The organism is Kitasatospora sp. NPDC096147 (assembly GCF_044763225.1).
GTDB lineage: Bacteria > Actinomycetota > Actinomycetes > Streptomycetales > Streptomycetaceae > Kitasatospora.
Window position 1 is genome coordinate 89,969 of sequence record NZ_JBIWFX010000018.1, and the last position, 17,461, is coordinate 107,429.

Here is a 17,461-nt window from a genome sequence, read left to right on the forward strand (position 1 = left end):
GGTACCGACAGCAGAAGGGCCGGGCTACCGAGCCCGGCCCTTCTCCTCTTCACCTACTTGCACCGCCTACTTGCGCTTGCGCTTCTCCCGCACCCGCACCGAGATCGAGATCGGCGTCCCGACGAAGCCGAACTCCTCGCGCAGTCGGCGCTCGACGAAGCGGCGGTAGCCCGCCTCCAAGAAGCCGGAGGCGAAGAGCACGAAGCGCGGCGGACGGATGCCCGCCTGGGTGCCGAACAGGATGCGCGGCTGCTTGCCGCCCCGGATCGGGTGCGGGTGGGCGGCCACCAGCTCGCCGAGGAAGGCGTTCAGCCGGGCGGTCGGGACGCGGGTCTCCCAGCCCTCCAGCGCGGTCTCGATCGCCGGGACGAGCTTCTCCATGTGCCGGCCGGTCCTGGCCGAGACGTTCACCCGGGGCGCCCACTGCACCTGGACGAGATCGCGCTCGATCTCGCGCTCCAGGTAGTAGCGCCGCTCCTCGTCCAGCTGGTCCCACTTGTTGTAGGCGATGACCACGGCGCGCCCGGCCTCGACGGCCATCGAGATGATCCGGGTGTCCTGCTCGGCCAGCGTCTCGCTGGCGTCGATCAGCACCACCGCGACCTCGGCCTTCTCCAGCGCGGAGGAGGTGCGCAGCGAGGCGTAGTAGTCGGCGCCGGCGGTCAGGTGCACCCGGCGGCGGATGCCGGCGGTGTCGACGAACTTCCAGGTCTTGCCGCCGAGTTCGATCATCTCGTCGACCGGGTCACGGGTGGTTCCGGCCAGCTCGTTGACCACCACCCGCTCCTCGCCCGCGACCTTGTTCAGCAGGCTGGACTTGCCGACGTTCGGCCGGCCGATCAGCGCGACCCGGCGCGGCCCGCCGACCGGCGTGCCGTCGAAGGTCTGCGGCGGGGCCTCGGGCAGCGCGGCCAGCACGGCGTCCAGCAGGTCACCGGAACCGCGGCCGTGCAGGGCCGAGACGGGGTACGGCTCGCCCAGGCCGAGCGACCAGAGGTACGCGGCCTCGGCCTCGGTGGACGGGCCGTCCACCTTGTTGGCGCAGAGCACGGTCGGCTTGCCGGCCCGGCGGATCAGCTTGATCAGCGCCTCGTCGGTGTCGGTGGCGCCGACGGTGGCGTCCACCACGAAGAGCACCGCGTCGGCCTGCTCGATGCCGAGCTCGGCCTGGGCGGCGACCATCGCGTCGATGCCCAGGACGTCGATCTCCCAGCCACCGGTGTCGACCAGCTTGAAGCGGCGGCCGTTCCAGGTCGCCTCGTAGGTGACCCGGTCCCGGGTCACGCCCGGCTTGTCCTCGACGACCGCCTCGCGGCGGCCGATGATGCGGTTGACCAGGGTGGACTTGCCGACGTTCGGGCGGCCGACCACGGCCAGCACCGGGAGCGGACCCTCGATCTCGCCGTCCAGCAGCTCGCCGTCGATGCCCTCCTCGGCGGCCATCGCCATGAACTCGGCGTAGTCGGCGGCGTCGAGCTCGCCGTAGGAGTCGTTGTCGTTGCTCATGTTCCGTACTTCCGTTTCCCGGCCCGTCCCTTCCCAGGGATGCGCCGTGCGTACCTGCCCCACGGGGGCAGCGCGGTGCGTCCGCCGGCAGCTCCGGCGGACGCGCGAGTGTGAGCGGTCGTCAGACCGCGAGACCGGCCCGCTGTTCGACCAGGGCGGCGATGGTGCCGATCACCTGGTCCAGCGTCAGGTCACTGGTGTCGACCAGGACGGCGTCGGCCGCCTGGGTGAGCGGGGCGGTCTCCCGGGAGGAGTCCGCCGCGTCCCGGCGGGCCAGGTCGGCGGCCATCGCGGTGATGGTCGCCTCGTCCAGGCCCTTGGCCCGCAGCTCGGCGGCCCGGCGCTCGGCGCGGGCCGTCTCGGAGGCGGTGAGGAAGACCTTCAGGGTGGCGTCCGGGAAGACCACCGATCCCATGTCCCGGCCCTCGGCGACGATGCCGCGCTCGGCGACCCGGGCGCAGCCGCGCTGCAGCTCGACCAGCCGGGCCCGCACCTGCGGGACCGCGGCCACCGCGCTGACCTGCGAGGTGACCTCCTGGCCCCGGATCGGACCGGAGACGTCCTGGCCGTCGACCGTGATGGTGGGGCCGGCCGCGTCGGTGCCGGAGACGATCACCGGCTTGCCGCAGGCGATGGCCACCGCCTCGGGGTCGTTGACGTCCACCTCGTTGGCCAGCATCCACCAGGTCATGGCGCGGTACATCGCGCCGGTGTCCAGGAAGCTGAGCCCGAGCCGGGCGGCGACCGCCCGGGAGACGGTCGACTTGCCGGAGCCGGAGGGTCCGTCGATGGCGACGACGACCGGGGCGTCCGCTCGGTCGGCAGTGTCCACGGCGAACCTCTCTTCGTACTACAGGCGGGGGACCACCTCTAGGTTAGTCGACCCGCCGGGCTTCCCCGGCCACGCCGACGGGCCGCCGGACCGCACCCGCCACCGGCCGCCCTGACGCCCGGATCGCGGTGCCGTCCCACCCGGGGGCCGGGCGGGACGGGGAGCAGGAGGCCGGGGCTCGGGCCCGTCCCGCCCGGGGTACGAGACGACCTGCCCGCCCGCGAAGGCGGCCGGCTGCCATGATCACCCCCATGACGTTCAAGGTCGCCGTACTCGCCTCCCACGCCGGCTCCAACCTCCGCGCCCTGACCGCCGATGCCCGGCTCCCCGGCTCCGGCTACGCCGTCGCCCTGGTGGTCAGCAACAACAGCGGCTCGGGTGCCCTCGCCCACGCCCGCGAGCTCGGCGTCCCCGCCCTCCACCTCTCCGGCCGCACCCACCCCGAGCCCGAGCTGCTCGACCGGGCCCTGCTGGACGCGCTCCGGCGGCACGGCGCCGACCTGGTGGTGACCGCGGGCTACCTGCGCAGGATCGGCCCCGCGGTGCTGGACGCCTACCGGGGTCGGGTCGTCAACGTCCACCCCTCCCTGCTCCCCCGCCACGGCGGCCCCGGCATGCACGGCGCGGCCGTGCACACGGCGGTGCTCGCCGCCGGGGACACCGTCTCCGGGGCCTCGGTGCACCTGGTGACGGCCGAGTACGACGAGGGCCCGGTGATCGCCCGTCAGGAGGTCCCGGTGCTCCCGGCCGACACCCCCGAGACCCTGGCCGCCCGGGTGCTGACCGCCGAGCACGCCCTCCTCCCGACGACCGTCCGCCGCCTGGCGGCCGAAGCCGCCGCCCCGGCGGGGACGGCCACCACCTGACCGGCCGTCACCCCGCACGCACGCGGTCGGGCCCCGCCGGGGACCGGCGGGGCCCGACGCCCTCTCGACCAACGGTTCAGCGCACCGGGTACCGGTACCCACCGCCCAGGCGCCCCACCAGCACCGGCAGCGCCAGCACCAGCAGCACCCCCGGCGCCATCGGGTCCAGCAGGTACCAGGCGCCGGGTGCCTGGAGCCCAACGAACGCGGCTGCCGCCACCGCTGGCACGTGCGGCGCCTTGAACAGCGCCAGCAGCAGCACCGTGAGCGCCACCGCGATCCCGGTCGCGTACGGGGAGTGCCCGGCCACCCCGGTCACCGCCAGCGCGGTGAGCACCGCGACCGGGTAGGAGACCAGCACCGCCCGGGGCGCCGCCAGCGGAGCGCCGGGGGCCAGGGCCAGGACGGCGGCGGTGGCGATGTAGGGGATGGCGAAGACGTGCAGACCGGTCAGCTGCTGGGCGGCGGCCAGCAGCAGGACCGAGCCGAGCGCCACGCCCCCGGCGGTCAGTGCGGCCCGCCGGTCGGCGACGAAGCGGATCAGGGTGACGGACGGCTTGATGGCAGCGGACAGCGACATCGGGACTCCCCCTCGGAGCGGCGGTGCGGTGACGGCGGGCGGGCTGGCGAGCGGTCGAACGGGCGGGCAGGCAGGACGGCGGGACGGCGGGACCGATCAGGCGGTGCGGCGCAGGAAATCGCGGATCAGCCCGGCGATCTCCGGCCCGTGGCTCTCCAGCGCGAAGTGCCCGGCGTCCAGCAGGTGCAGCTCGGCGTCCGGCAGGTCCTCGGTGTAGGCGACGGCACCGTCGGCACCGAAGATCTCGTCGTTCTCGCCCCAGGTGATCAGCGTCGGGGGGCGGTGGGTGCGGAAGTACTCCTGGAAGCCGGGGTACTCGCCCAGGTTGAACTGGTAGTCCCAGAACAGCTGGAGCTGCACCTCCTTGTTGCCGGGCCGGTCCATGCCCGCCTGGTCCAGCAGCCAGGCCTCGGGGGCGATCCGCTCCAGGCGGTCGGCCGGCACGCCGTGGGTGTACTGCCACTCGGTGGCCTCGACGGTGAGCAGCTCGCGGACCGCCGGCTCGTGGGCGGCCCGGTCGGCCGCGTGGTCGAAGAGCAGCTTCCAGAACGGGGTGAAGCCGGCCTGGTAGGCGTTGCCGCTCTGCACGATCAGCCCGGCCACCCGCTCGGGGTGCGCGGCGGCGATCCGCAGGCCGATCGGAGCGCCGTAGTCGTGGATGTAGAGGAAGAACCGCTCCAGGCCGAGCCCGTCCAGCAGCCCGAGGGTCAGCCGGCCGAGGTTGGCGAAGCTGTACTCGAAGTCCTCGACGGCCGGGGTGGCCGAGCGGCCGAAGCCGACGTGGTCCGGAGCGATCAGGTGGTACTCGTCGGCGAGGTCGGCGATCAGGTTGCGGAACATGTGGGAGCTGGACGGGAAGCCGTGCAGCAGCACCAGGGTGGGCCTGGCCGGATCACCGGCCTCCCGGTAGGCGATCTCCACCCCGTCGACCTGGGCGGTGCGGTAGCGGGTGGCGAAGGCGGTCATGGCGGGCTCCTCGGCAGGGGTGCGGACCGGAGTCGAGAGAACGGTCGTTCTCCCGTCAGCGCAGAGAACCACCGTTCTCCGCTCTGGGGTATACAGTAGAGAACCTTCGTTCTCTTCGCAAGGGGTGATCACACGTGGACGCCGAGACCGCCGAACTCCGGGTGCTCGACAGCGCCGAGGCGCTCTTCAACGAGCGGGGCGTGCAGTCCGTCGGGATGGACGCCATCCGGACCGCTTCGGGCGTCTCGCTCAAACGCCTCTACCAGCTCTTCCCCTCCAAGGACGACCTGGTAGGCGCTGTGCTCCGCCGTCGCAGCGCGGCCTCCGCCGAGGCGATCAGGGCCCACGCCCGGCCGGACGCCGGACCCCGCGAACGCATCCTCGACGTCTTCGACCACCTCGCCGAGTGGTTCGCACAGCCACGGTTCCGCGGCTGCAACTTCATCAACTCGTACGGCGAGCTCGGCGGCGTCTCCGAGCAGGTCTCCGAGCTGGCCCGCGCCCACAAGCAGGGCCTGAACGCGTACTTCCGCACCCTGGTCGACGCCGCCGGCGGCCCGCCGTCCCTGGCCGACCAGCTGGCCATCCTGGCCAACGGCGCGATGGCCACGGCCGGCATCATGGGCACCCCCGAAACGGCCGGCCAGGCCCGCGCCGCCGCCGAGACCCTGCTGGACGCCGCCCTGCCGCGCCCCTGACCCGCCCCCGACCTGCCCCCGACGCTCCCAGGCGCCCCCTGACGTCCCGTCAGCCCGGCTCAGGCCCGCAGCACCCGCTCCAGTCGGTCCAGCTCCGCCAGCACCTGCCGCCCCAGCACACCCACACCCCGGGTCGCGTCCCTCGCGAGCCCGGGGTGCGCGGGCAGCACATGGCCAGCGGCTCCGGCCTGCACCGTCATCGCGGTCAGGTCGTGGGTGATCACGTCGTGCAGCTCCTCGGCCATCCGGGCCCGTACCGCCGTCCGGGCCAGCTCGCCCCGGGCCCGGACCGCACGGTCCGTCAACTCCCGGGCCAGCACCCGCCGGGCCTTGGCCCACACCCCCGAGCACCAGGCGAGCACGAACGGCAGCGAGCACACCGTCGCCGTCACCCCCAGCTCCCAGGGCGCGGCGGACGACAGGTCACCGCCCGCCCGGCTCCTGAGCGCCAGCGCCGGACCGGCCAGCACCGCCGCGCAGAAGGCGATCCGCGCCGCCCGCACCGACCCCCGGAAGGTCGCCCACCTGGCCAGCACCAGGAACCCGAGGTCCGGCCACTGCGGTGCCGCCCCGCCGGCCAGCAGCCCGGCCCCGAGCACCACCGTCACCAGCACCACCGCGTCCGGGTACCGGCGGCGCAGCAGCATCAGCCCGGCGAACACCGTCCCGAGCGCCAGCCCGCCGTACTGCCCGGGACTGTCCGGCCCCGGCGCCGCGACGGTCTCCCGCACGCCCAGCAGCAGCATCAGCAGGGCCCAGAGCGCATCACCGACGGCGGGGTGCCGGAGGAACCACAGATGAAGTCGGTACACGCCTCCACGCTACGCAGCCGCCTCCTGACCCCGCGTCAGCCGACCGGCCGATCCCCCGCTCCTCCTCCAGGGGGATCGACAGCCGGCCACTGGAGCGGCGCGGGGCGCGGCCCGTGCAACCTTTCCCGGGACCGGCCGCATCAGCCTGTCGGGGGGTGCGCCGAAGCGTCGCCCGGGAGGGACAGGAGGGAGGGGCCGGATGGCGAGTGAGCTGAGGAACGCCGAGTTCGCGGCGTACGTGGCGGCCCGGAACGGGTGGCTGCGGAAGGTGGCGTACCTGCTCTGCGCGGACTGGCACCGGGCGGACGACCTGGTGCAGGAGAGCATCACCAAGCTCTACGTGCAGTGGTCACGGGTGCGGAAGGCGGAGAACGTCGACGGCTACGCCCGGAAGGTACTGGTGAACACCTTCCTGGCCGAGCAGCGCACCTCGTGGTGGCGGCGGACCGACCGCACCGACACGCCGCTCGACGGGGCGCTGCCACCGGTCGGTGACCTGGAGGCGGCCCTGGACCTGCAACGGGCACTGGCCGCGCTGCCGCCGAGGCAGCGGGCGACGGTGGTGCTGCGCTACTACTGCGATCTGAGCGTGGAGCAGACCGCGGACGCGCTGGGCTGCTCGCCCGGCAACGTGAAGAGCCAGAGCTCGCGGGGGCTGGACGCGCTGCGGCGCTCGCTCGCCCCGGGCCGGCTGACCATCGCGGAGGGGGCGGCGTAATGGCTGGAGAACTTCCTTCGCTCACCGCGAAGTTGGAGACGATCGTGGATCTTCCCGGACCGGCCAGCACGGTCGACGCGCTGCGCGCCCAACGGGACGGGACGGCACGGCTGCGCCGGAGGCGGCGCACCGCGATCGGGGCCACCGTGGTCGCCGTGGCGGCAGCCGCGACGCTCTCGCTGACGCTGCCGGGCAGCGGCGGCGGGCGGTCGCTCGCCCCGGTCGGCCCGGCGACGAGCAGCCCGGCGAGCAGCTCGGCGAGCAGCCTGCCGAGCCCGACCTGGGCAGGCTCGCCGACCGGCCTGCCGGGCACCGGCACCGGCGCCGGCACCGGCACGCCCGTTCCGACGGACAGTCAGACCAGCGCCCCGTACTCCGGGAAGGCGCCGATCTCGGTCGAGGCCGAGTTCGGCTGGCTGCCGGACAGCGTGCGGACGATCCGCTACCAGCTCACCCCGTACGGCGTGCAGGTCCGGGCGGAGGGCTCCTGGTCGGACACCGCCCCGCTGTACTTCCTCACGGTGTTCGACGCCGGGGTGACGCCCCCGCTGCCGGACTTCCCCGGTGGGTCCCACGGGGTCAAGCTGCCCGCGCCCCCGGTGAACGGGCAGGAGGCGTACTGGCTCTCCTCCGACGACCCCGGCTACGCGGCAGGGCTGAACACCCTGCGCTGGAAGGCCGCCGACGGGCGGTGGCTGGAGCTGCAGTCCAGCTACGTGCCGGCCGCGGAGCGCACGCAGACACCGCTGCGGATCGCCGCCGGGGTGACCATCGCGCACCGGGCGCTGCCGCTGCCGCTGCGGGTGGACGGCATCCCGCCGGGCTTCGTGGTCAGCTCGGGCAGCTTCGACCGGCCGGTCGGGACGGGCCGGGGCGGCTGGTCCGTCGACCTGAACCTCTCCTCGGCCCCGGGCCGGTACTTCACCACCGTGGTGACGCCGGACGGACCGGAGCCGACCCCGACCGCGGACCTGCCGAGCGGCCCTGCGGACGGCCACGCTCAGCCCGGCCCCGTCTGCAAGACCGGGGCGGGCCTGAAGGTCTGCGTCCACCTGACCCAGCAGGACGCGCTCGACGCGCTCGGCGGCCCGCAGGCCTGGCTGGACAGGATCACCCCGCTCGGCACCGACCCGGCCGGCTGGACCACCGACGTGCTCGGCTGACGGCCCGTCGCACGGGGGCGCCGGGCAGCGGGGGCCCCCCCCCCCCCCGGGGGGGGCCCCCCCCCCCGGCCGGCCCGGCCCCCCAAGCCCCCAGTCCGAGCCCCCCCCCGTTACACCAGGGCACCCCTCGCGGCGGCGGAACCCATCCCTAACCCCCCAGCGCCCCCCCGCGGCGGGGGCCCCCCCCCCCGGGGGGGGGGGGCCCGGCCCCGGGGGGGGGGGGCCCGGGGGGGGCCCCCCCCCCGGGGCCCGGGGGCGCCCCCGCGCCCGTCTCAGTCCCGGACGCTCCAGCCCTGCTGACGGAGCGCCACGGTGAGCCGCTTGGCCTCCGAGGGCGAGACCGACAGCTGGACGAAGCCGACCTGCTGGCCGGAGGAGTGCTCGATCGCCACGTCCTCGATGTTCACCCCGAGCCCGCCGACCTCGCCGAACAGCCGGCCCAGCTCGCCCGGCTGGTCGCCGAGCACCACCGCGACGGTCTCGTACCGGGTGGGCGGCGCACCGTGCTTGCCGGGGATCCGGGCCTGGCCCGAATTGCCCCGCCGCATCACGGCCTCGATCCCGGCGGCCCCGGCCCGCCGCTCGCCCTCGTCGGCCGCCTGCATGGCCCGCAGCGCGGTGACGGTCTCGCCGAGGTCCACCGCCAGCTCCTCCAGGATGTCGGCGACGATCCCGGCGTTCGCCGACAGGATGTCCACCCACATCGCCGGGTTGGAGGCGGCGATCCGGGTGACGTCCCGCACCCCCTGGCCCGACAGCCTTATGGCCGTCTCGTCGGCGTGCTCCAGCCGGGCCGCCACCAGCGAGGAGAACAGCTGCGGCGCGTGCGAGACCAGTGCCACCGCGCGGTCGTGCGCGGAGGCGTCCATCACGATCGGCATCGCCCCGCAGAGCGCGACCAGCTCCAGCGCCGCGTTCAGCGTCTCGGTGTCGGTGTCGGCGGTCGGGGTGAGCACCCACGGCCGCCCCTCGAACAGGTCGGCCCGCGCCGCCAGCGGCCCGGACCGCTCCCGCCCGGCCATCGGGTGGCCGCCGATGTAGTGCACGGTGTCGCAGCCCAGCGCGGTCACCTCGGCCCGGGGCCCGCTCTTCACGCTCGCCACGTCCGTGTACCAGCGGGCCAGGCCGCGCCGCTGACAGTCCGCCAGCGCCTTCCCGACCAGGGCCGGCGGCACCGCGATCACGGCCAGGTCCACCGGGCCGTCCGGCGGCTCGGTGGTGCCGGCGCCGAGCGAGGCGGCGGTCCGCGCCGCATCGGGGTCGGCGTCCTCCAGATGGACGTGCAGCCCACGGCCGGTGAGGGCCAGGGCGGCGGAGGTACCGATCAGTCCGGTGCCGACAACGGCGACAGTGCGCATGGCTCGTACGTCTCCCAACAGCGCGGTCCAGTTCCGCCCATCCTCTCGCACCGGCCACCCCGCGCGCCGCCACGGCCCACCCACCGGACCGCACGGGACCGCACCGCACCAGAACCGTCCGCCGCCGTCCCACGTCCCAGGACACGCGGCGGCCCGTCGGACGGGAAAGCCGCTGACAGTCCGTCAAGGGCGCGGCAGACTGGGCCGCCCGAGGCAACCGGACGAGAGGGGCTGGCGTGGAGTCGGTACTGGACGAGGTGGTGGTGTACGCCACCGGGGCGCTCTGCCGCCGCCGGGCGGAGGGTGCGGTGCCGCCGGACGGGGTGGTCCGGCTGACCGGCCTGCCGGTGGGGCTGGACGCCTCCTCGGTGCGGGCCCGGGTGACCGCCGGCGGCTGGCGGGTGGTCGAGGCCCGGATCGAGTACGCCTCCGAGCTGCGCGCCCCGGAGGACACCTCGGGGCTGCTGCGCGCCCTCGTCCTGGCCCGGGAGGAGTGCGACGCGGCCCGCTCCCGGATCGACCACCAGGAGGCCCGGATCGCCGAACTGACCGCCCTGCGGCCGACCGCCCCGCAGCGCCGACGGGACGAGCCCCACCGCCGCACCCCCACCGAGTCCTGGCTGGCCCTGGCCGACTTCACCGAGCAGCGGCTGACCGCCCTGCACGAGACCCTGGCCGGCCTGCGCACCGCGTACGAGCTGGCCGAGCACGCCGCCACCGAGGCCGACCAGCGGCTGCGCCGGGCCGGCTCGGCCGCCTCGGCCGGCCCGGTCACCCCGACCGCGACCGCCCTGGTCACCCTGGTCCGCGGCGCGGACGCCGACCCGGCGGACACCGCCGTCGGCCTCACCCTCGAGTACGGGCTGCCCGGCGCCCGCTGGGTCCCCTCCTACCGGCTGAGCCACCGTCAGGGCGAGTCCACCGGCCGCCTGGTGCTGCGCGCCTCGGTGGCGCAGCGGACCGGCGAGGACTGGACGGGGGTGCGCCTGGGCCTGTCCACCGCCGACCTCCAGCGCCGCACCGAGCTGCCCCGGCTGCGCTCGCTGCGGATCGGCCGCCGCCAGAGCGCCCCGGCGCCGTCCGGCTGGCGCGAGGCCCCGCCGGGCCTGTCGGACCTGTTCACGGCCTACGAGGGCGCGGGCGAGCGACCGGCCGGGCGTCCGGCCGTCGGACGCACCGTCGTCGGCGCCGCCGCAGGCGCTGCCGACGCGATGCCCAGGCCCTCGGCGACCGAGCTCGCCAGGGCCCAGCGCCCGGGCGGTGGCAACGCCAGGCGCCGGTCCGCCGGTCCGGCCGCCGAGGCGGCGGGCGGTGGCTTCGGAAGCCCCGCCGCCCGGGGCGGGACGCAGGCCGGCTACGGCGGCCCCCCGCTGCCGCCTCCCGCACCGTCCGCCCCCGCCGGACCGGCCGGTCCGCCGACCCTGGCCGGGGCGCCCGCCCCGGTCGCCCCGGCCGCCTTCGCCGCGCCCCCGCCGCCCGGTGCCCCGGCGCCGCAGTTCGCGGCGGCGCTGCCCGCACCCCCGCCCGAGCCGGACGGCCCGCCGCATCCGGGCGCCCGCTGGCTCGACTACCGCGCCCTCACCCTCGAAGGCCCCACCGGCCGGCACCGGGGACAGCTCGTCCCGGCCGAGCAGCCCGCGCCCGGCCCGGCCCCGGCCGAGACCGCCGCCCTGCCCCGGTACGGCGTGCCGCCGAGGATCTCGGCCGGCTCCTTCGACCAGCGCCACGACACCGCCGCCCCGGTCGACGTCCCCTCCGACGGCACCTGGCACACCGTCACCATCGGCGAGGTGCCGGTCGGCCTGACCACCGAGCACGTCTGCGTGCCCTCGGTGGAGCAGACCGTCTACGCCACCCTGCTGCTGGCCAACGCCACCGACCGCGCCCTGCTGGCCGGTCCGGTGGAGGTCACCGTGGACGGCGACTTCCTGCTCACCGCCGCCCTGCCCACGCTCGCCCCCGGTGCGACCCGCCGGCTCGGCCTCGGCGTGGCCGAGGGCGTCCGGGTGGCCCGCCGCACCGAACTGCGGGAATCCACCACCGGCACGCTCTCCAAGACCACCGTGCTGGACCACCGGATCCACCTGGAGCTGGTCAACCGCCTCGCCCACCCCGTCACCGTGGAGGTCCGCGAGCGGGTGCCGGTGGCCGGCGAGCCCGACGTCAAGGTGCAGGAGCGCCCCGGCTGGAGCGCTCCTGACGGACCGTCGGAGGAGTACCCGCCGAGCACCCGGCTGCGCCGGGTCGAGCTGCCCGCGCACGGCCGCGCGGAGCTGGACGGCGGCTACGAGATCCGCATCCCGGCCGGAAAGACCCTGCTCGGCGGAGACCGGAGGAACTGACCCCGATGACCACCACCCCGATTCCCGTCACCACCGTCCCGCTGCCGGTCACCGCCGTCACCTGTCTGGAGGACCGGGCCCAGATCGAGCGCACCGCCGTCCTGGACCTGCCGGCCGGCACCCACCGCCTGCGGCTGGGCCCGGTCAGCGCCCTCGCGGTGGACCGCACGCTGCGCGCCGAGCTCACCGCCGGCACCGTGCTGGACGCCCGGATCACCCGCGAGTGGACCAGGCCCGCCCCGCTCCCGCCGGGCGAGCGGGACTCCGCGCTGCGCCACCGCGAGGACGAGCTCCAGCGCCGGGAGACCGCCCTGGAGGCCGAGCTCGAACGCCTCGCTTCGCGCCACCGGCTGCTCGACGCACTCGCCGCCGACCTGCTCCGGGAGATCTCCGAGGGCGCCGGCCAGGGCGAGGCCGAGCCGGTCCGCTGGGCCCGCGAGCTGGACCGGGCGGACGCCGAGCGGGACGCCTGCGCCGAGCGCACGGTGGAGGCCCGGCTCGGGCTGGAGGCCGCCCGGCAGGAGCTGGGCGAGGTCCGGCAGGCACTCGACCTGACCGAGCAGCCCGAACCCGACCTGCTGGCCCACCTCGAACTCACCGTCCGGACCCCGGGCGGCGCCACCGGACTGACGGTGCAGCACCTGACGCCGTGTGCACTCTGGCGTCCCGCCTACCGGGCCGCGCTCGGCGAGGACGGCACCCTCACCCTGGAGACCGAGGCGGTGGTCTGGCAGCGGACCGGCGAGGACTGGCCGGACGTCCGGCTCACCCTCTCCACCGCGCGCTCCGCACTGGCCGGCGAGCCGCCGTGGCTGACCGAGGACCACCTCGCCCTCCGGGACCGCACCACCGAGGAGCGCCGCACCGTCGAGGTGGAGCTGCGCGAGCAGGAGATCGGCGCCACCGGCCCGGCCGCCGACGGCCTGCCCGGAGTGGACGACGGCGGCGAGGTCCGGGTGCTCCGGGCGCCCGAGCCGGCCCGGGTGCCCTCCGACGGACGGCCGCACCGGGTGCCGCTGACCACCTTCACCACCCCCGCGCGCAGCGAGTACGCCTGCGCCCCGGAGCTCTCCCCGCTGGTCACCCGGGTGGCCCGGTTCACCAACTCCTCCGGCCACGCGCTGCTGGCCGGGCCGGTCGACCTGGTGGTCGGCGGCGGCTTCACCGGGCGCGGCGAGCTGGAGTTCACCGCCCCCGGGGCGCCCGCCGAGCTCTCCTTCGGCAGCTCCGACGACCACCGGGTGCTCCGGGAGACCGAGGAGGAGCGCACCACCACCGGCCTGACCGGCCGCACCGTGCTGACCCGCACCGTCCGGCTGCACCTGTCCCGCTTCTCCGCCCCCGAGGACCGGGGCACCCGGACCGTCACCCTCCAGGAGCGCATCCCGGTCGCCGAGGTCTCCGCCGTCGAGGTCCGGCTCCGCAAGGAGCGGTGCGTCCCCGCCCCCGACGAGGTGGACGCCGAGGGCATCGTCCGCTGGGACCTCCCGCTGGAGCCCGGCGCCCGGCGGACCGTCACCCTGGTCTACGAGCTCTCCGCCGCCGGCAAGGTGGCCGGCCTCTGAGGCCGCCGGGTGTGCCGCGCCCCGCTCCGGCCGAGCGGGGCACACCCGGTCCACTCCGGTGAAATGCCGTCAACTCCGGTAGAACTGGAGGCATGATCTACCATCTCGCACCCCTGGACGACTGGCTGCGCGAGCCCGGGCGGCCGTACACCGCCGCCTCCCTCCTGACCGACGGCTTCATCCACTGCTCGCCCGACGAACCCACCGCCCTCGCGGTGGCCAACGCCTACTTCCAGGACGCGCGGGACCCGCTGATGGCCCTGCTGATCGAGGAGCGCCTGGTCGAGCCCATGGTCAAGTGGGAGGCCCCGAACGGCCCCCCGCCCGCCGGGGCGGCACCCGACGTGCTCTTCCCGCACATCTACGGCCGCCTCAACCGCACCGCCGTCCTCGGCCTGGAGAAGCTGGAGCGCAACGCCAACGGCGTCTGGGCCGAGCTCAAGCCCTGGAGCTGACCGGCTGCGCCCCGGGGCGCGGGTGACCGGGCACGGGGAACCGGACGCGGGGAACTGCGCGCGGGGACGGCCGGCTGACGGAGCCTCAGGGGCGGGTGAGCGGGCTTCCGACCACGTGACCCCGCACGGCCGCCGACCCGCCTAGAGCCAGCCGCGCTCGCGGGCCGCCATCCCGGCCTGGAACCGGGTGGTCGCCCCGAGCTGGCGCATCAGGGTCTGCAACCGCCGCTGGGTGGTGCGCGCGCTCCACCCCAGCGAGCGGGCGATCGACTCGTCGGTCAGCCCGGCCGCCAGCAGCCCCAGCAGCTTGCGCTGGTCCTCCTCCGGCCCCAGCCCGTCGTCCCCGTCGCCGATCGCCGCCTGGAGCGGCACCGCGCGCTCCCACTCCGCCTCGAACAGCGCGTCCAGCGCCTGCAGCAGCGCCGACGGGTGGATCACGTACGCCGCGTCCAGCACCGCGTCCCCGACGCTGATCGGGATGATCGCCATCCGGTCGTCGGCCATCATCAGCTTCATCGGCAGGGCCGGCCGGACCCGGGCCTCCTCACCGTCCGCGACGCCGACCAGGATCTCCTTCTCCAGCCGCCCGGGCCAGGCCACCGCCTCCTTGTCGAAGACCGTGCGGAACCGCACCCCGGCCCTGAGCCGCTGCCGCTGCCGCGGCAGGTTGGCCATCGGGTCCTGGATGTAGGGCGGACAGTCGAATCCCCGGACCTGGTACTGGGCGGTCTCCACCAGGTGCTCCAGCCGCTGGGCGATCGCCTCACCGCCGGTCAGGACCTCGACCGAGTGCGCCGGGTCGGTGAACCGGGAGGCCTCCCGGAAGGCGTCCATCAGCCGGTGCATCTCGGCCCGGGCACTGCGCAGCTGGGCCTCGCGGTGGCCGATCAGGGTGCCGATGGCGACGTCGGGGGCGACCGCCAGGTAGCGGTCCCGGTCCACCGGGGCGCGGGTCACCATGCCCTGGTCGGCCAGCCGGTCGAGGGCGGCGCGGCCCTGATCGAGCGTCAGCCCGCACTGCCCGGCGATCTCCTCGGCGGTCGACTGCGGCGCCGCCACCAGGGCCGCGTACACCTGCCCGTCGGGTCTCCCCAGGCCCAGCACCCCGAATGCGTCCAGCACCTTGTTCCCTCTTTCCCCCACCGGCCCCCGCCCGCCACCGCCCCTGGTGGCGCGAGTCCGCCAACCGGCCCGCCGATGTCCACTGGCCATCCTCCGCCAGGAGCGCGCGCCCTGACAAGCCGTATGCGGTCATACTCACACCGTGCCCGCCGAACGACGGAGGGCCTCCCCGCCGATCGGCGGGGAGGCCCTCTGAGCTGCCGTGACGAGCGACCCTTACAGGCCGACCTCGCCCATCAGCTGGCCGACCTCGGGGTTGGTCAGGCGGCGCAGCCAGCCGGACTTCTGGTCGCCCAGCGAGATCGGGCCGAAGTGGGTGCGCACCAGCTTGTCCACCGGGAAGCCGACCTCGGCCATCAGGCGGCGCACGATGTGCTTGCGGCCCTCGTGCAGGGTCACCTCGACCATGTAGTTCTTGCCGAGGTTGGAGACCACCTTGAAGTCGTCGACCCGGGCCCAGCCGTCCTCCAGCTCGACGCCCTTCTGGAGCTGCCGGCCCAGGTCACGCGGGATCGGGCCCTGGATGGCGGCCAGGTAGGTCTTGGTGACGCCGTACTTCGGGTGGGTCAGCCGGTGGGCCAGCTCGCCGTGGTTGGTGAGCAGGATGATGCCCTCGGTCTCGGTGTCCAGACGACCGACGTGGAACAGCCGGGTCTCCCGGTTGTTCACGTAATCGCCCAGGCACTGACGGCCCTCGGGGTCCTCCATCGTGGAGACCACGCCGACCGGCTTGTTCAGCGCGAAGAACAGGAACGACTGGGTGGCGACGGTCAGGCCGTCCACCTTGATCTCGTCGGTGGTCGGGTGGACCCGCTTGCCCTGCTCGGTGACCCGCTTGCCGTTCACCTCGACCCGGCCCTGCTCGATCAGCTCCTCGCAGGCCCGGCGGCTGCCCATGCCGGCCCGCGCCAGCACCTTCTGCAGGCGCTCGCCCTCGGCACCGACCGTCACGCCCTGCTCGTGCCGGGCCAGCACCGCGTCCTCGATCTTGGCCTGCAGCTCCCGGGAGCGCTGCGGCTGGCGGCGCGGGTCGCCCGGGGCCGGCTGGCCCTCGCGGCGCGGCCGGGGTGCCGGGCTCGGCCGGCGACCCTCGTACTTGCCCCGCCCGGGGGTGGCGTTGGGGCCGCCACCGAACTCGGGACGGTCGTACCGCCGCTCCTCCGGACGCAGCGGACGATGCTCCTCGCGCCGGTCGCCCCGGCGGTCGTCCCGCCGGTCGCCACCGAACGACGAGCCGCCACGACGGTCGTCCCGGCGGTCGCCGCCGTAGGAACCGCCGCCACCGCGACCGCCGCCGTAGCCGCCGCCCTGCGAGGAGCCCCCGCCGCTACGGCCACCGCCGTACGAGCCACCGCCCTGCGAACCGCCGCCACTGCGACCGCCCCCGTAGGAGGAGCCGCCACCGCTGCGACCGCCGCCGCCGTAGCCGCCGCCCTGCGAGGAGCCCCCGCCGCTGCGACCGCCGCCGTACGAGCCACCGCCCTGCGAACCGCCGCGCGGGGCACCGCCGCTCCGGCCCCCGCCCTGTCCGCCCCGGCTGCCCTGGCTCCCGCCACCGCCGCCGCTGTTCCTGCCGTTGCCACTGCTACGCATCAAAATGTCCGTACGTCGTATTCCGTCTGGAAGTGCTCGTCGTGCCCGGCCGACCTCACTGCACTTCCCCGCCGTCCGCGCGTGCGGCGGCGACCGCCTCCGCGATCATCGTGCCTTCGAGGGACTCCGCTTCCACGTCGTCGACCTCTGGCAGGAAGGGCGCGAGCTCCGGGAGTTCCTCCAGGCCGCGCAGCCCCATCCGTTCCAGGAAGTAGCTCGTCGTCCGATACAGGATCGCACCTGTTTCGGGCTCGGATCCGGTCTCTTCCACCAGTCCTCGCTGTACCAGGGTACGCATCACGCCGTCACAGTTCACACCACGGACCGCCGAGACCCGGCTGCGCGACACCGGCTGACGGTAGGCGATCACCGCCAGGGTCTCCAGCGCGGCCTGGCTGAGCCGGGCCTGCCGGCCGTCCAGCACGTACCGCTCGACGGCCGGCGCGCACTCCGCACGGGTGTGGAAACGCCAGCCCCCGGCCACGAACCGCAGGTCGAAACCCCGGCCCTGGGCGGTGTACTCGGCGGCCAGTTCGTGCAGGGTGGCGGCCACCTCGTCCCGGGGGCGCCGCAGCACGGAGGCCAGGTGGTGCTCGCTGGCGGGCTCGTCGACCAGCAGCAGCACCGCCTCCAGCTCGGCCCGCAGCCCGGGGCCCTCCGGCTCCTCGACCGCCACCGGGGCGGGGCCCTCCGGCTCCTCCGCCGCCACCGGCGCGGCGACCGGCTCGGGCTGCTCGGCCGGCGCCGGGACGGCCGGCTCGGGGACGAAGGCGCCGACCGGGGTCCCGGGCGGGGCCGCAGGGGCCTCGTCCGGGGGCTCCACCCACGCGTAGGCGGACGGCTGCCACTCCTCGGCCCGGGACTGCCCCGGCAGGCCCAGGGAGC

The 17,461-nt window shown here is 75.4% G+C and carries 16 protein-coding genes; 7 read left to right on the forward strand and 9 right to left on the reverse strand.

What is annotated here, in order from left to right; genetic code table 11:
• Positions 1–66: 66 nt before the first annotated feature.
• Together der and cmk are read right to left on the reverse strand one after the other, a co-directional pair.
• Entirely contained in the window at positions 67–1,506 is a 1,440-nt protein-coding gene (der, locus tag ACIRBX_RS34445) for a ribosome biogenesis GTPase Der (RefSeq protein WP_402303483.1), read from the reverse strand.
• Positions 1,507–1,627: 121 nt separating this feature from the next.
• Positions 1,628–2,338 (reverse strand): (d)CMP kinase, encoded by a 711-nt coding sequence (gene cmk, locus ACIRBX_RS34450; protein WP_402303484.1) that lies wholly within the window; start codon positions 2,336–2,338, stop codon positions 1,628–1,630.
• Positions 2,339–2,589: 251 nt separating this feature from the next.
• Here cmk and purN point away from each other — a divergent pair, with 251 nt between their 5' ends.
• The gene (purN, locus tag ACIRBX_RS34455) at positions 2,590–3,204 is read left to right on the forward strand and encodes a phosphoribosylglycinamide formyltransferase (protein WP_402303486.1); all 615 of its coding nucleotides are present in this window, start codon (positions 2,590–2,592) and stop codon (positions 3,202–3,204) included.
• 76 nt (positions 3,205–3,280) lie between these two features.
• Here the strand turns inward: purN and ACIRBX_RS34460 are convergent, their stop codons facing one another.
• A complete protein-coding gene (locus tag ACIRBX_RS34460) occupies positions 3,281–3,784 on the reverse strand; it encodes an HPP family protein (protein ID WP_402303488.1) in 504 nt (167 codons plus the stop codon).
• A gap of 96 nt (positions 3,785–3,880) precedes the next feature.
• The gene (locus tag ACIRBX_RS34465; RefSeq protein ID WP_402303490.1) at positions 3,881–4,750 is read right to left on the reverse strand and encodes an alpha/beta fold hydrolase; all 870 of its coding nucleotides are present in this window, start codon (positions 4,748–4,750) and stop codon (positions 3,881–3,883) included.
• A 134-nt stretch (positions 4,751–4,884) separates the two neighbouring features.
• On the opposite strand from ACIRBX_RS34465, the gene ACIRBX_RS34470 reads away from it, so the two are divergent.
• The gene (locus tag ACIRBX_RS34470; RefSeq protein ID WP_402303493.1) at positions 4,885–5,448 is read left to right on the forward strand and encodes a TetR/AcrR family transcriptional regulator; all 564 of its coding nucleotides are present in this window, start codon (positions 4,885–4,887) and stop codon (positions 5,446–5,448) included.
• A 59-nt stretch (positions 5,449–5,507) separates the two neighbouring features.
• On the opposite strand, the gene ACIRBX_RS34475 is transcribed toward ACIRBX_RS34470, so the two are convergent.
• Positions 5,508–6,260 (reverse strand): histidine kinase, encoded by a 753-nt coding sequence (locus tag ACIRBX_RS34475; RefSeq protein WP_402303495.1) that lies wholly within the window; start codon positions 6,258–6,260, stop codon positions 5,508–5,510.
• Positions 6,261–6,459: 199 nt separating this feature from the next.
• Here ACIRBX_RS34475 and ACIRBX_RS34480 point away from each other — a divergent pair, with 199 nt between their 5' ends.
• On the forward strand, positions 6,460–6,978 hold the full coding sequence (locus ACIRBX_RS34480) for a SigE family RNA polymerase sigma factor (protein WP_402303498.1): 519 nt from the start codon (positions 6,460–6,462) through the stop codon (positions 6,976–6,978).
• A gap of 44 nt (positions 6,979–7,022) precedes the next feature.
• A complete protein-coding gene (locus ACIRBX_RS34485; protein ID WP_402303500.1) occupies positions 7,023–8,141 on the forward strand; it encodes a hypothetical protein in 1,119 nt (372 codons plus the stop codon).
• 272 nt (positions 8,142–8,413) lie between these two features.
• On the opposite strand, the gene ACIRBX_RS34490 is transcribed toward ACIRBX_RS34485, so the two are convergent.
• Positions 8,414–9,499 (reverse strand): prephenate dehydrogenase, encoded by a 1,086-nt coding sequence (locus ACIRBX_RS34490; protein ID WP_402303502.1) that lies wholly within the window; start codon positions 9,497–9,499, stop codon positions 8,414–8,416.
• 236 nt (positions 9,500–9,735) lie between these two features.
• Between ACIRBX_RS34490 and ACIRBX_RS34495 the strand changes: the two genes are divergently transcribed.
• The 3 genes from ACIRBX_RS34495 (at position 9,736) to ACIRBX_RS34505 (ending at position 13,861) form a co-directional block, all read left to right on the forward strand.
• Positions 9,736–11,841: a DUF4139 domain-containing protein gene (locus tag ACIRBX_RS34495; RefSeq protein WP_402303505.1), complete on the forward strand. Its 2,106-nt coding sequence runs from the start codon at positions 9,736–9,738 to the stop codon at positions 11,839–11,841.
• A gap of 5 nt (positions 11,842–11,846) precedes the next feature.
• On the forward strand, positions 11,847–13,406 hold the full coding sequence (locus ACIRBX_RS34500) for a DUF4139 domain-containing protein (protein ID WP_402303507.1): 1,560 nt from the start codon (positions 11,847–11,849) through the stop codon (positions 13,404–13,406).
• Positions 13,407–13,498: 92 nt separating this feature from the next.
• Positions 13,499–13,861, forward strand: a complete 363-nt coding sequence (locus tag ACIRBX_RS34505) for a DUF952 domain-containing protein (protein WP_402303509.1) — start codon at positions 13,499–13,501, stop codon at positions 13,859–13,861.
• 141 nt (positions 13,862–14,002) lie between these two features.
• On the opposite strand, the gene ACIRBX_RS34510 is transcribed toward ACIRBX_RS34505, so the two are convergent.
• The 3 genes from ACIRBX_RS34510 to scpB all read right to left on the reverse strand — a co-directional run bounded on the left by ACIRBX_RS34510 (position 14,003) and on the right by scpB (position 17,252).
• Positions 14,003–14,983: a helix-turn-helix domain-containing protein gene (locus ACIRBX_RS34510; protein ID WP_402303511.1), complete on the reverse strand. Its 981-nt coding sequence runs from the start codon at positions 14,981–14,983 to the stop codon at positions 14,003–14,005.
• Between the two features lie 216 nt (positions 14,984–15,199).
• A complete protein-coding gene (locus ACIRBX_RS34515; protein WP_402303513.1) occupies positions 15,200–16,576 on the reverse strand; it encodes a pseudouridine synthase in 1,377 nt (458 codons plus the stop codon).
• 55 nt (positions 16,577–16,631) lie between these two features.
• Positions 16,632–17,252 (reverse strand): SMC-Scp complex subunit ScpB, encoded by a 621-nt coding sequence (gene scpB, locus ACIRBX_RS34520; protein ID WP_402303562.1) that lies wholly within the window; start codon positions 17,250–17,252, stop codon positions 16,632–16,634.
• Between the last annotated feature and the right edge of the window lie 209 nt (positions 17,253–17,461).